Origin of the sequence: Paraburkholderia ultramafica (assembly GCF_902859915.1) — a bacterium.
GTDB lineage: Bacteria > Pseudomonadota > Gammaproteobacteria > Burkholderiales > Burkholderiaceae > Paraburkholderia > Paraburkholderia ultramafica.
This window is the reverse complement of the sequence record NZ_CADIKK010000021.1, coordinates 66,798-79,291: the sequence shown is the minus strand read 5'-3', so window position 1 is coordinate 79,291 and position 12,494 is coordinate 66,798. Positions and strand designations below refer to the sequence as shown.

The window sequence follows — 12,494 nt, the reverse complement described above, 5'->3', positions numbered from 1 at the left end:
CGTCTTTCACGCTCGCTGCCGCGCGCCTCGTTCAACCGAGCGGCGGCAGGCGGCGCGCGACCGGCGTCGACTTGACGATCGCGGTGCTGGTCTCAGCGCGATCGTTGATTTTCGACAGGATCTCGTCGAGCTGCTCGATCGAATACAGGTACAGGCGGCAGACGAAGCAATCGTCGCCCGTCACCTTGTCGCATTCGACGAACTCCGGAATGCGCCGGATCACATCCTCCACCAGATGCAGCTGACCCGGTAAGGGCTTCACGCGCACGATCGCCTGTAGCGTGAAGCCGAGCGCGCGCGGCTCGATCTGCACCGTGAAGCGTTCGATCACGCCTTGCGCTTCGAGCCGTCGGATGCGTTCGGCCGTACTCGGCGCCGACAGTCCGACGAGGCGCGCCAGCTCGCTGACCGGCTGACGGGCGTCCTGCGCGAGCGCGGCAAGCAGCGCGCGGTCGGTGTCGTCGAGCGAGGCGGGCGCGGACACGGCAAGGCGTTTGGTCATGGTGGCCTTCGATTATTAGGTTTGATCGCGGCAAGACTTAAGTTTAGCCATGTATTCGGGCGATCGGATTAATTACACTGCTCGTCATGCAGGAATCAATTCGAGGATCGAATCATGGCGTCAAATGAAATTCGCCGCGGGGCCGCGGAGATGACCATGGCGATGCTGATGTCCGGCACCATCGGCTGGCTGGTGGTGTCGTCGCAGCAAAGTCCGTTCAACGTGGTGTTCTTCCGCTGTATTTTCGGCGGCGCGACGCTCGCGCTGGTGTGCGCCGTGCTCGGCCTGTTCAGGCGCAAGCTCTTCTCGTGGAAGATGTTCGGCCTCGCGTTGCTCGGCGGCGCGACGCTCGTCATCAACTGGGTGTTGCTGTTCGCCGCGTATTCGCGCGCGTCGATCTCGATGGCGACGGCCGTCTACAACACCCAGCCTTTCATGCTGGTCGCGCTCGGCGCGCTGGTGTTTCGTGAGCGCATTAGCGCGTCGACGGTGGTCTGGCTGGTGGTCGCGTTCGTCGGCCTCGTGTTCGTCGTGAAGGTCGAGCCGGCGGTGCTGGCGGTGCCGGGCCAATACCTCGTTGGGGTCGCGTATGCGGTGGGCGCGGCGGCGATGTATGCGGTGTCGTCGATCATTACGAAGCGGCTCAAGGGCACGCCGCCGCATCTGATCGCGTTGATCCAGGTGTCGCTCGGGGTGGTGATGCTCGCGCCGTTCGTGCGCTTCGACGCGCTGCCGGTCAGCGGCGCGCAGTGGCTCGAACTGGTCGTGCTCGGCGTCGTCAATACGGGCCTCATGTATGTGCTGTTGTACGGCGCGATCCAGAAGCTGCCGACTTCGATGACCGGCGCGTTGTCGTTCATCTATCCGGTGGTGGCGATCATCGTCGACCGGGTCGCGTTCGGGCAGACGCTTGCATGGATTCAGGTGCTCGGCGCGGTGCTGATCCTGCTGGCGGCAGCGGGTGTCAATCTCGGCTGGCGGATCGTGCCGCAGAAGCGTCTCTCGTCGACCTGATAAGCGCCATGTTTATGCCGTCGGCGGCAATGCTACGGAATCCGGAATAATTCGAGCGCATCATTGTTCATATGAGCGGACCAATGGCATGTAAGCCGCACGACTACGGGGCTCTGTAGCGGGGCCTGTATGCGGCTTTAAAAGGTGGCGTCAAACTTCTGTAGGGAAATCACCGATGCGGTGAAAAATCCGCCGCGCGTATCATTCATAGTGACGCTGATCACGTCCGACAGAATTTCCGCCGCTCGCCTTGATGGTTGAGCGGCTTTCTTTTTGTGGCGATGGCTTTTGCGTGCCACAGGTCTTGCGGGGCTTTCCCCTGCCGGGCGTTCCCATGCAGGGAAGGGCCTGCTTCAGTGCCAGCGCGTCACGCCTCGCGCGCGACGATGCGCGTGCCATCCATCTCCAGCGGTCCATTCTTCGCCGCCAGTTCCCCGACAATCTCCTTCACCAGCGCAGGCCAATCACCACGCGGCTTGAGCATCGACGCGGCGGCGCGCATCACGGCCGCGGTGTCGAGCATGCGCAGCAGCGTGTCGAAACTCATCGCGCGGACTTCGAGCAGCTTGAACACGATCAGCACCTTCAACGCATTCCTCGCATTGCGCGCGGGATCGGCACGTAGCCACGCAACGCGCGAAAAAGCGCGTTCAAGCGCCTGTTCGACATTGGTGAACGGCGCGCCGTGGCCGGGGATCACGACGCGCACGTCCAGCTTCGCGATCGCGTCGAGCACGGCCTGTTCTTCGGCGAAACCGCTTTCGCCTTCCAGCTCGGGAAAGATCACGCCGAAGCCGTTTTCCCACAGCGCGTCCGCGCTGATCAGGATGCGCTCGTGCGCGCAGTACAGCATCAGCGAATGCGGATCGTGACCGGGCGCGCCGAGCACCTGCCAGTCGAGCGCGCCGAGCCGCAATTGCGCGCCGGGCGCGATCGTGCCGGTGAAGCTGAAGCGCTCACAGGTCTGGCCGGTGGCGCGAAAGGTGAGGCGCGTTTCGTCCCAGTCGCGCACGGCGTCGGCTTCGGACGCGGGGATGACGGTACGACACGGCCACGCTGCCTGCAATAGCGCATTGCCGCCGCAGTGGTCCGAGTGCAGATGTGTGTTGACGATCAGATCGAGAGGCCGCGCCCCGAGCGTTTGCCGCACGAGGGCGAGCGTTTGCGGCGCGTGCGTCGCGTAGCCGGTATCGACGAGCGCGGCACAGGCGTCGTCGACCAGCAGCACGTTATTCGACGAAAGCCAGCCGCGTTCGAAGACCCGGATCGATTCCGGCAGCGTGATCATAGTGTGTGGAAATGCGCGTCCATGGACACTGCGGGTTTCGGCATCACCAGGATGGTCGAGCGGCCGATCAACACAGTGTCGCCGCGCTGATTCACGACCGTGCCTTCGAGATGCGTCAGATCGCCGTTCAGGCTCGGCTTCCAGTAAGCGTCGCGCACGCGCCAATTGATGGTCAGCGTGTCGTTCGCATGGACGGCCTTCTTCAGCTTGATATCGAACTCGAGGCCGAGCGGTTGCGCGTAGGTCGAGAAATGCGTCGCCAGCAGCGCCATGAAATGCGCGGTCGGCTGCGTGCCCGACGCGATCAGACCGCCGAAGCGGCTTTGCGCGGCGTAGGCTTCGTCGTGATGCAGCGGGTTGAGGTCGTTGGCGAGCGTGGCGAACTCTTTCACCGAGTCCGCCGATAACGCGAGCGTCGAGCTGAACGTCTCGCCAATCGTGACGATGCGCGGCGCGGCGGTCATCGTTTCACCTTTGCCTGGTTCGCCATGCACTCCGCGTGACGTAGCTCGATCGCGTCCCACACCGCGCGCTTCGCGTCGTCGTCGAACAACGACCAGCCGGCGATCTCGTCGATGGTACGCAGGCACCCTTCGCACCAGCCGGTCGACGCGTCCATCGTGCATACGCCAATGCAGGGCGACAACACGGCGCCGTATTCGTCTTCGTTACGCATGCCCGTCGTCATCGGTTCACGCCGGCTCGCGCAGCGCCACATCCACGACCGGCGCACCCGTCAGAGCGATCAGCTCCTGCGCCGTCAGATTGAACACCGCATGCGGATGACCCGCGGCGGCCCACAGACTATCGAGCTCGAGCAGATCGGCGTCGATCAGCGTGACTGGCTCGGTGGCGTGACCGATCGGGCAGACCCCGCCGATCGCATAGCCGGTTTTCTCGCGCACGAACTTCGCGTCCGCGCGGCCGATCGCGCCGACTTGCGCGGCTACCTTCTTTTCGTCGACGCGATTCGCGCCGCTCGCGACCACCAGCACCGGCGCGTCGTCTTCACGGCGGCGAAACAGGATCGACTTGGCGATCTGCGCGACCGAGCAGCCGAGTCCGGCGGCGGCTTCGGCGGAAGTCTTGCCGGTTTCCGGCAGCATGACGACGAGCCCCGCATGACCGCGTTCGCGCAGCAACGACGCGACGCGGCGCGCCGAATCGGGCAGCGCGGTGAGATCGTCGGATTCGAGAGAGACTTGATCGGTCATCGTTTCAGGTCCTGATTGATGGGTGAACGCGGTTAGTTTGCGTGTCTGGTGAAATCAAACGCGGTCAAACACGCTCAGACGCAATTGGCCGCTTCACTACGCGCCTTGGCGAGCAATGCCTTGCCGGCGCGCGATACGTTGGGCCGGCCGATCGACGTCGAAATGAAATCGCCGATCGCGACGACTTGCGCGAGGTCGATGCCGGTCTCGATGCCGAGGCCGTTCATCAGATACAGCACGTCCTCGGTCGCGACGTTGCCGGTGGCACCCTTCGCATACGGGCAGCCGCCGAGCCCCGCGACCGACGCATGATAAATCCCGATGCCTTCCTGCAACGCGGCGTAGATGTTCGCGAGCGCCTGGCCATAGGTGTCATGGAAGTGGCCCGACAGACGCTCACGCGGAAACACGCGGGTCACCGCTTCGAACACTTCGCGGGTGCGCTTCGGCGTGCCGACGCCGATCGTATCGGCGATATCGATCTCGTCGCAGCCGAGCGCCGCGAAGCGCTCGACCACGTCCACCACCGACCCGACCGGCACCTCGCCCTGATACGGACAGCCGAGCGCGCACGACACGCTGCCGCGAATCCGCACGTGATGCTGCTTCGCGGCCTGGGCGACCGGCGCGAATCGATCGATGCTTTCCGCGATGCTGCAGTTGATGTTCTTCTGCGAAAACGCTTCGCTGGCGGCGCCGAAGATCACGATCTCGTCGGCACGCGCGGCGAGCGCGCCTTCGAAGCCGCGCAGGTTCGGCGTCAGCACCGAGTAGATCGTGCCTGCACGCCGCTCGATGCCGGCCATCACGTCGGCGCCATCGGCCATCTGCGGCACCCATTTCGGCGACACGAACGACGCCGCCTCGACGTTGCGGAACCCCGCCGCCGACAAGCGGTTGATCAACTCGATCTTGGTCGCGGTGGGCACGAAATCGTTTTCGTTCTGCAGTCCGTCGCGCGGACCGACTTCGACGATTTTCACTTGCTGGGGTAAGGCCATGATCTGTCTCCTGCCGCGCGTGGCGGCGCTCCTTCAATTCGATTCGAGGATGTCAGTATCCGCGTTCGAGGTTCACCACGCCGCTGACGGTGTCGCCGCGCGTCAGCGCGTTGATTTTCCGCGCGACCTGCTCGACGCTTTCTTCACGCAACGTCAGCGCGGACATGTGCGGTGTGATCGTGATGCGCGGCGCCTGCCAGAACGGATGATCGGCCGGCAACGGCTCCTCGCGGAACACGTCGAGCGTGGCGGCCGCGAGCTGGCCGCTCGCGAGCGCGTCGAGCAGATCCGCCTCGACCAGATGGCCGCCGCGTGCGACGTTGATCAGATACGCGCCGCGCGCGAGCTTCGAGAAGGTGCGCGCGTTCAGCACGTCGCCCGTATCGGGCGTATGCGGCAGCAGATTCACCAGCACCTTCACGCCGTCGAGAAACGCGTCGAACTGCGCTTCACCCGCGAACGTCACGATGCCGTCGATCTGCCGCGCGCTGCGGCTGTAGCCACGCACTGGCATGCCGAACGCCGCGAGCGCTTGCGCCACTTGCGCGCCGAGCACGCCGAGACCGAGCACACCGACCGTGAAGGTTTCGCGCGGATGCGGATCGAGCACTTCCCAGCGGCGCTCGTTTTGCAGCATCTGATATTCGTCGAAGCGGCGCAGGTAGCGCAGCACCGCGTGCGTCACGTACTCGGCCATTTGCGGCGCCATGCCGGTGTCTTCGAGCCGGATCAATTGCGCGTTGCGCGGCAGCGTGCCGAGTTGCTCGTGTTCGAGCGCGAGCATCGCGTCGACGCCCGCGCCGAGATTGAAAATGGCGCGCAGCGTGTCGCGACCGGCCAGCATCTCACGCGGCGGACGCCACACGACCGCGAAGTCCGCTGGCGCGGTGTCGCCCGGTTGCCATTCGCGCAACTCGGCCTCGGGCAGCGCGCGGGCGAAGTCGTGCAACCACGCGGCGGCGTCGGCTTGCGGAATGTAGAAGAGGATTTTCATACGGTCCGAAAGGCGCCTGCGTGGTCGGCTCGAGTGACGGGAAAGCCACGGTACGACGGCTGCGGCGCTTCTGACAACGCTTGCTGCATGGAACCTCCTCCGTTTATGGATAGGCTTCATTCTACTTTTTCGTCGCGGATCGTGTGTGGTTGCGCACGGGCGTGCGGTTTCGGCTGCGGGAGCCGCTGGGTCGGGTCGGCAGCGAAGGTGCGCACTGGCAAACGTGGCTGGAGCGGCAGTTTGCGCGCTCGCTGCGGGTCGAGCAGGCCGACTGGGATGCACCGGACGTCGCGCGCTGGTCGAAGTCGCTGCGCGATCTGCTCGCGCGCGAGCGCGGGCCGTTCGTGCTGGCCGCGCGCCAGATATTTCGTCGATACGCTGGTGCATTGCGCGGCGCCGCTGCGCTTTCGCGAAGAGGCGTTCGAGGCCGCGCAGCACGGGTTCGTGTGAGTGGTCAGGACCACGTGCGGCCTTTGAGCGCGACGCGTAAGCGGCGCCGAGGCGCGCGATTGGCCCGCTAAGCAATCCGTTAGAATCCCGCTTCACGCCGCACGCTCGTGCGGCCACGGAATTTCATCATTGATAGGCGGGGACGAGATGGCAGGCAAGACGGGGACATCGTGCTGGCTGGCAGCCGGCATGACGGCAATCACGCTCGCGCTGGGCACCGTGTCGACGGCACACGCCGACACGGCGCTGCTCAACGTATCGTACGACGTGACGCGCGAGTTGTACAAGGACATCAACGCGAGCTTCATCGCGGCGTACAAGCAGAAGAGCGGTGAGACCGTGTCGATCCGCCAGTCGCATGGCGCGTCGAGCGCGCAGGCGCTGTCGGTGCTGCAAGGTCTGCAGGCTGACGTCGTGACAATGAACCAGCCCAACGACATCGATCTGCTCGCCGAAAAGGGCCAACTGGTGCCGGCCAACTGGCGCTCGCGTCTGCCGGACGACAGCGCGCCGTACACCACGACGATGGTGTTCCTCGTGCGCAAGGGCAACCCGAAGCACATCAAGGACTGGGACGATCTCGCAAAGCCCGGCGTGCAGGTGGTGATCGCCAATCCGAAGACTTCGGGCAACGGGCGTTATACGTATCTGGCCGCGTGGGGTTATCGCAAGCAGCATGGCGGCACCGACGCGCAGGCGCTCGACTTCGAAAAAGCGATCTTCAAAAACGTGCCGGTGCTCGATACGGGCGGCCGGGGAGCCACGACCACGTTCACGCAACGCGGCATCGGCGACGTGCTGGTGACGTTCGAAAACGAAGTGTCGTTGATCGATAGCGGCGTGGGCGCGGGTAATTTCGAAGCGGTGTATCCGTCGGTGAGCATGCTGGCGGCGCCGCCGGTGTCGATCGTCGACAAGGTGGTCGACAAGCGCGGCACGCGCAAGGAGGCGCAGGCCTATCTCGACTATCTGTGGTCGCCGGCCGCCCAGGAAGTCATCGCGCAGCATCATCTGCGTCCGCGTGACAAGAACGTGCTGGCGAAGCATGCCGCGGAGTTCAAGCCGATCAAGACGTTCACCGTCGAAGAGATGTTCGGCAGTTGGCAGAAAGCGCAGCAGGCGCATTTCTCCGACGGCGGGACGTTCGATCAGATCATCGTCGACAGGAAGTAACTCTCTGGCTCGATGTTAGAAAGGCCGCCTCGAATGAGGCGGCCTTAGTCTTTGCGCGCGCTTCATCGCGCGCGATAACAGCTACGCTCAGTTGGGCGCAGCGTGCTCATCGCAACCATGCTCGCAGCCCCTCTGATCGAGCGGCATCTGCTGCGCGGCTTCGGCGCGAATGCCGAGACGCTCCAGCAGTTTGCGGTCGGCTTCCGCTTGCGGATTGCCCGTCGTCAGCAACTGGTCGCCGTAGAAAATCGAATTCGCGCCGGCGAGGAAGCACATTGCCTGCAACGCTTCGTTCATCTGCTCGCGGCCCGCCGACAGGCGCACCATCGCGCGCGGCATCGTAATGCGCGCAACCGCGATCGTGCGCACGAATTCGAACGGATCGATCGCCTCGGTGCCGGTCAGCGGCGTGCCTTCCACCTGCACCAGATTGTTGATGGGCACCGATTCCGGATATGGCTCCATGTTCGCCAGTTGCGCGATCAGCCCGGCGCGTTCACGGCGCGATTCACCCAGACCGACAATCCCGCCGCAACACACGTTGATGCCCGCGTCGCGCACGCGTTCGAGCGTGTCGAGACGATCCTGGTACGTGCGCGTCGAAATGATCTGGCCGTAGAACTCCGGCGACGTGTCGAGGTTGTGGTTGTAGTAGTCGAGGCCCGCTTCGCGCAGACCTTGCGCCTGATGCGCTTCGAGCATGCCGAGCGTCACGCAGGTTTCGAGACCCATCGCCTTCACGCCGCGGATCATGTCCTTGATCGGTTCAAGGTGACGGTCTTTCGGATTGCGCCACGCGGCGCCCATGCAGAAACGCGTCGCGCCGTTTTCCTTGGCGACCTGGGCGGCGGCGAGCACTTCGTCGACCGGCATCAGCTTGTCGGCTTGCAGGCCCGTGTCGTGATGCACCGACTGCGGACAGTACGCGCAATCTTCTTCGCAGCCGCCGGTCTTGATCGACAGAAGCGTCGACAGTTGCACGGTGTTCGCGTCGAAGTGCTCGCGATGCGTTTGCTGCGCGCGGAACATCAGGTCGTTGAACGGCAGTTCGTACAGCGCGACGATGTCGGCGACGCGCCAGCGCGCGACCTGCCTGGCGCCGGCTGCGGCCTGGTTGGCGTTGTTGCTGGCGGCCGCGTCGGCGGGCGAAGGAGCGATGTTCAGTTGCGTCATGTGGTCAATCCTCATGGATGGATGTGATGGTGGATCAGCGCTGCGTGTGTCGCAGCGTCTGCAAAAGCCGGTTGATGTCGAGCTGATCGGCCGCTAGCTCGGCCGAAGCCGGGCTCAGATGCGGCACGATGCCGAGCAGCGGCGCGTCGTATTCGCGCGCGAGGTGCTCGCGGATCGACGCGATGTTTTCGTCGGGGAACGTCATGTCCGGATCGACGCGGTTCGCGACCCAGCCGGCGAGCGTGAGACCGCGCGCGGCGATCGCTTCGGCGCTCAGCAGCGCATGGCTGATGCAGCCGAGGCGCATGCCGACCACCAGCACGACCGGCAGTTTCAGCGCGACGGCGAGGTCGGCGGTGTCCTGCGTCGCGGTCAACGGCACGCGAAAGCCGCCGACGCCTTCCACGACGACGATCTCCGCGCGCTGCACAGCTTGTGCATGGCAAGCGACGATGTGGTCGAGATCGAACGTGACGTTTTCCAGCGCAGCCGCGATGTGCGGCGCGGCCGGTTCTTTCAGCAGATACGGCGTGCGCATCTCGGGCGGCAGCAAGACGTTCGACGCGGCGTCGAGTTGATCCGCGTCCTCGTTATGCAGCACGCCGTTCAGTTCGAATGCGCCGGCGGCGATCGGCTTCATCGCAGCGGCTTGCAGGCCTTCGCGCACGAGGCCGCGCAACAGCGCTGAGGAGACGAACGTCTTGCCGATTTCCGTATCGGTGCCGGTGACGAACACAGACAGTGCGGGTTGATTCGAACCGCTCATGCCGCTTTCGCTCCGAGTTGTTGCAAGCCTGCTTCGAGCCGGTCCAGATCCGCTTGCGAATGCGCGGCGGACAGCGAAATGCGCAAGCGCGAGGTGCCGGCGGGCACGGTCGGCGGACGGATCGCCGGCACCCACAGACCCGCGCGATCGAGCGTGGCCGCGATGTCGAGCGTGGCGTCGTTCGCGCCGATGATCAGCGGCTGCACGGCGGTGTGCGAATCGACCGGAAGCCACGGCGTCGCCTTCAGCATCGCGCGGGTGCGTTCGATCAACTGCTGAAGATGCGCACGGCGCACGTCGCCTTCGTCGCCGCCGATGATGCGCAGGCTCGCCGACACCGCATGCGCGGCGGCGGGCACCGACGCCGTCGTGAAGATGTACGGACGCGCGCGCTGCACGAGCCATTCGATCACGGTCGCATGCGCGGCGACGAACGCGCCCGAGACGCCTGCCGCCTTGCCGAGCGTGCCGATCGAAATCAGATTCGGCGAGTGCAGCGCGGCTGCGGCGATCGCGCCGCGGCCTTGCGGACCGAGCACGCCGAAACCATGCGCGTCGTCGACGATCAGCCACGCGCCATGCCGCTCCGCGAGTTCGAGCAGACGCGGCAGCGGGGCGATGTCGCCGTCCATGCTGAACACGGTATCGGAGACGATCACTTTCACGTTCGCATCCGACGCATCGAGCATCGCGCTCAACGCTTCCATATCGCAGTGCGGATAGATCTGCACGTCGGCGCGGGACAGACGCGCGCCGTCGATCAGCGACGCGTGATTCAGCGCGTCGGAGAAGAGCGTCGTGCCGCGGCCCGCGAGCGCGGTGAGCGTCGCGAGATTCGCCATGTAGCCGGTGCTGAAGTAGAGCGCGCGCGGGTTATCGACGAAGCCGCCGGTGAACTCCGCGAGATCGTCCTCGAGCTGCGCGTGCGCGCGCGAGTGGCCGCCGAGCAGATGCGAACCGCCGCTGCCCGCGCCGTAGCGCCGCGCGCCTTCGACGATCGCTTCAATGAGTTGCGGATGCGCGGCGAGGCCGAGATAGTCGTTGCTGGCGAAGCCGATCATCGCGCGGCCGTCGACCGTCATGTGCGCGGCGCACGGCGTGTCGGCGGTGCGGCGGCGGCGGCGCAGGCCGCGTTCGTCGATCTCTTTGAGACCTTCGGTGAGTGTGTCGAGCAGATGCATTAGCGGGCCTCCGCCAGCGTGGCTTCGAAGGTTTCGCGCGTGCGCGACGCAAGCAGCGCGAGTTCTTCGTCGTCGAGAATGTAAGGGGGCATCAGATACACCGTGGTCCCGATCGGGCGCAGCAGCAGTTCGCGCTGTAACGCGTTTTCGAAGAAGCGGCGCGAGAAAGTTTTGGCATGCTGAGCATCGTCGATCACGGCGTCGAACGCGAAGATGGTGCCGCACTGACGCAGATTGCGCACCAGCTTGTGCTCGGCGAGCGGCGCGAGCGCGGCCTTCAGTTGCGAGGACTTCCGCGCGTTGCCGGCGAGGACGTTGTCGCTCGCGAACAGATCGAGCGTGGCGAGCGCCGCGCGGCAGGCGAGCGGATTGCCGGTGTACGAATGCGAGTGAAGGAAGCCGCGCGCGGTGTCGTCATGATAGAAGGCGGCGAAGATTTCATCGCGTGACAGCACGATCGAAAGCGGCAGGTAACCGCCGCTAATGCCTTTCGACAGACACAGGAAGTCCGGCCAGATGCCGGCTTGCTCGCATGCGAAGAAGGTGCCGGTGCGGCCGCAGCCGACTGCGATTTCATCGGCGATCAGATGCACGCCGTATTGATCGCACAGCGCGCGCAGGCCGGTTAGATACGACGCGTCGTGCATAGCCATGCCGGCCGCGCATTGCACGAGCGGCTCGACGATCAGCGCGGCGATTTTCGTGGCGCGCGCTTCGAGCAGCGAATGAACGTGATCGAGCGCGCGGCGCGCGACGTCGGCGGCGGTTTCACCAGGTTGCGCGAGACGCGCATCGGGCGACGCCACGACGTGCGCGTGACGGATCAATGGATCGTAGGCGTCCTTGAACAGCGCGACATCGGTGACGCCGAGCGCGCCGATGGTTTCTCCGTGATAGCTGTTGGCAATGCAGACGAATTCCTGCTTGTCGGCGAAACCTCGGTTGCGCCACGTATGGAAGCTCATCTTCAACGCGATCTCGACGGCGGACGCGCCGTCCGACGCGAAGAACGCATGGCCGAGCGTGTTGCCGGTCAGCGCGCTGAGGCGTTCCGCGAGTTCGATGGCCGGCTCGTGCGTGCAGCCGGCGAGCATCGCGTGTTCGAGCGTGTCGAGCTGGTCTTTCAGCGCGGCGTTGATGCGCGGGTTGGCGTGGCCAAACAGGTTGACCCACCACGAGCTGATCGCGTCCAGATAGCGATGTCCGGCGCGATCGTAGAGCCACGCGCCTTGACCGCGCGCGACGGGCACGAGCGGCAGACGCTCGTGGTGCTTCATCTGGGTGCAGGGGTGCCACACGGCACGCAGGCTGCGGGCGATCCAGTCTTCAGGGGCGACTGGCGATGATGCTGCTGCTGAGTTTTCCAAAGGGGTACTCCAGGGTGCTTTTCTTGCTGCTGCGCGAGGTGGCTTTTTTAGGGCCTGTTCGGGCGCGCTGCGCGTATTTTTTCAGGCGCTGCGCGCGGCCTTGGCGAGCGTGCGGGGTCGAGATTAGCGGTTTATTTCGTGGAGCGCACCAGGGGCGGAACGGGCGGTTTTGCTTGTGGCGCTGGGGTTTGGCGCTGTTCGATGCAGGTGGTTTGTGTTTGGGGCGGAAGGTCGCTGATCGGCGGAGTTGACGACGGCAAAGTAGTTGGGGGTGGTGAGCGCGAATCAGGGGTTTTTTGCCTGCGCGGCGCTTAGGATGTGTTCTTGTGGTGTTGGCCTTTCCTTGAATTCATGGTGGTCTATTAGTGTTG

The 12,494-nt window shown here is 64.8% G+C and carries 13 protein-coding genes and 1 pseudogene; 3 read left to right on the top strand and 11 right to left on the bottom strand.

Annotated features, from left to right (window positions below; translation table 11 throughout):
* Window positions 1-31: 31 nt before the first annotated feature.
* Window positions 32-502 (bottom strand): Lrp/AsnC family transcriptional regulator, encoded by a 471-nt coding sequence (locus HV744_RS22215; protein WP_175151556.1) that lies wholly within the window; start codon window positions 500-502, stop codon window positions 32-34.
* A gap of 114 nt (window positions 503-616) precedes the next feature.
* Here HV744_RS22215 and HV744_RS22210 point away from each other — a divergent pair, with 114 nt between their 5' ends.
* Window positions 617-1,516, top strand: a complete 900-nt coding sequence (locus HV744_RS22210) for a DMT family transporter (protein WP_175151555.1) — start codon at window positions 617-619, stop codon at window positions 1,514-1,516.
* Between the two features lie 367 nt (window positions 1,517-1,883).
* Here HV744_RS22210 and HV744_RS22205 read toward each other — a convergent pair whose 3' ends face one another.
* The 6 genes from HV744_RS22205 to HV744_RS22180 form a co-directional block, all read right to left on the bottom strand.
* On the bottom strand, window positions 1,884-2,804 hold the full coding sequence (locus tag HV744_RS22205; protein WP_175151554.1) for an MBL fold metallo-hydrolase: 921 nt from the start codon (window positions 2,802-2,804) through the stop codon (window positions 1,884-1,886).
* On the bottom strand, window positions 2,801-3,268 hold the full coding sequence (locus tag HV744_RS22200; protein ID WP_175151553.1) for a MaoC family dehydratase: 468 nt from the start codon (window positions 3,266-3,268) through the stop codon (window positions 2,801-2,803). The genes HV744_RS22205 and HV744_RS22200 overlap by 4 nt, the downstream gene beginning before the upstream one ends.
* Window positions 3,265-3,492, bottom strand: a complete 228-nt coding sequence (locus HV744_RS22195; protein ID WP_175151552.1) for a DUF1289 domain-containing protein — start codon at window positions 3,490-3,492, stop codon at window positions 3,265-3,267. The genes HV744_RS22200 and HV744_RS22195 overlap by 4 nt, the downstream gene beginning before the upstream one ends.
* Before the next feature lie 4 nt (window positions 3,493-3,496).
* On the bottom strand, window positions 3,497-4,018 hold the full coding sequence (locus HV744_RS22190) for a YbaK/EbsC family protein (protein ID WP_175151551.1): 522 nt from the start codon (window positions 4,016-4,018) through the stop codon (window positions 3,497-3,499).
* Between the two features lie 74 nt (window positions 4,019-4,092).
* Window positions 4,093-5,019 (bottom strand): hydroxymethylglutaryl-CoA lyase, encoded by a 927-nt coding sequence (locus HV744_RS22185; RefSeq protein ID WP_175151550.1) that lies wholly within the window; start codon window positions 5,017-5,019, stop codon window positions 4,093-4,095.
* 52 nt (window positions 5,020-5,071) lie between these two features.
* On the bottom strand, window positions 5,072-6,013 hold the full coding sequence (locus HV744_RS22180; protein WP_175151549.1) for a 2-hydroxyacid dehydrogenase: 942 nt from the start codon (window positions 6,011-6,013) through the stop codon (window positions 5,072-5,074).
* Window positions 6,014-6,156: 143 nt separating this feature from the next.
* Here HV744_RS22180 and HV744_RS22175 point away from each other — a divergent pair.
* Both HV744_RS22175 and HV744_RS22170 read left to right on the top strand, forming a co-directional pair.
* Window positions 6,157-6,426, top strand: a pseudogene (locus tag HV744_RS22175) (alpha/beta hydrolase); the annotation flags it as partial.
* 184 nt (window positions 6,427-6,610) lie between these two features.
* Entirely contained in the window at window positions 6,611-7,636 is a 1,026-nt protein-coding gene (locus HV744_RS22170) for a sulfate ABC transporter substrate-binding protein (protein ID WP_175151548.1), read from the top strand.
* An 87-nt stretch (window positions 7,637-7,723) separates the two neighbouring features.
* Here HV744_RS22170 and bioB read toward each other — a convergent pair whose 3' ends face one another.
* The 4 genes from bioB to bioA are packed head-to-tail and all read right to left on the bottom strand — an operon-like array spanning window position 7,724 to window position 12,123.
* Window positions 7,724-8,809, bottom strand: a complete 1,086-nt coding sequence (gene bioB, locus HV744_RS22165; protein ID WP_175151547.1) for a biotin synthase BioB — start codon at window positions 8,807-8,809, stop codon at window positions 7,724-7,726.
* A gap of 34 nt (window positions 8,810-8,843) precedes the next feature.
* A complete protein-coding gene (gene bioD, locus HV744_RS22160; RefSeq protein WP_175151546.1) occupies window positions 8,844-9,575 on the bottom strand; it encodes a dethiobiotin synthase in 732 nt (243 codons plus the stop codon).
* A complete protein-coding gene (gene bioF / locus HV744_RS22155; RefSeq protein WP_175151545.1) occupies window positions 9,572-10,756 on the bottom strand; it encodes an 8-amino-7-oxononanoate synthase in 1,185 nt (394 codons plus the stop codon). Before bioF ends, bioD begins: the two co-directional genes overlap by 4 nt.
* Window positions 10,756-12,123 (bottom strand): adenosylmethionine--8-amino-7-oxononanoate transaminase, encoded by a 1,368-nt coding sequence (gene bioA, locus HV744_RS22150; protein WP_175151544.1) that lies wholly within the window; start codon window positions 12,121-12,123, stop codon window positions 10,756-10,758. Before bioA ends, bioF begins: the two co-directional genes overlap by 1 nt.
* Window positions 12,124-12,494 lie beyond the last annotated feature (371 nt).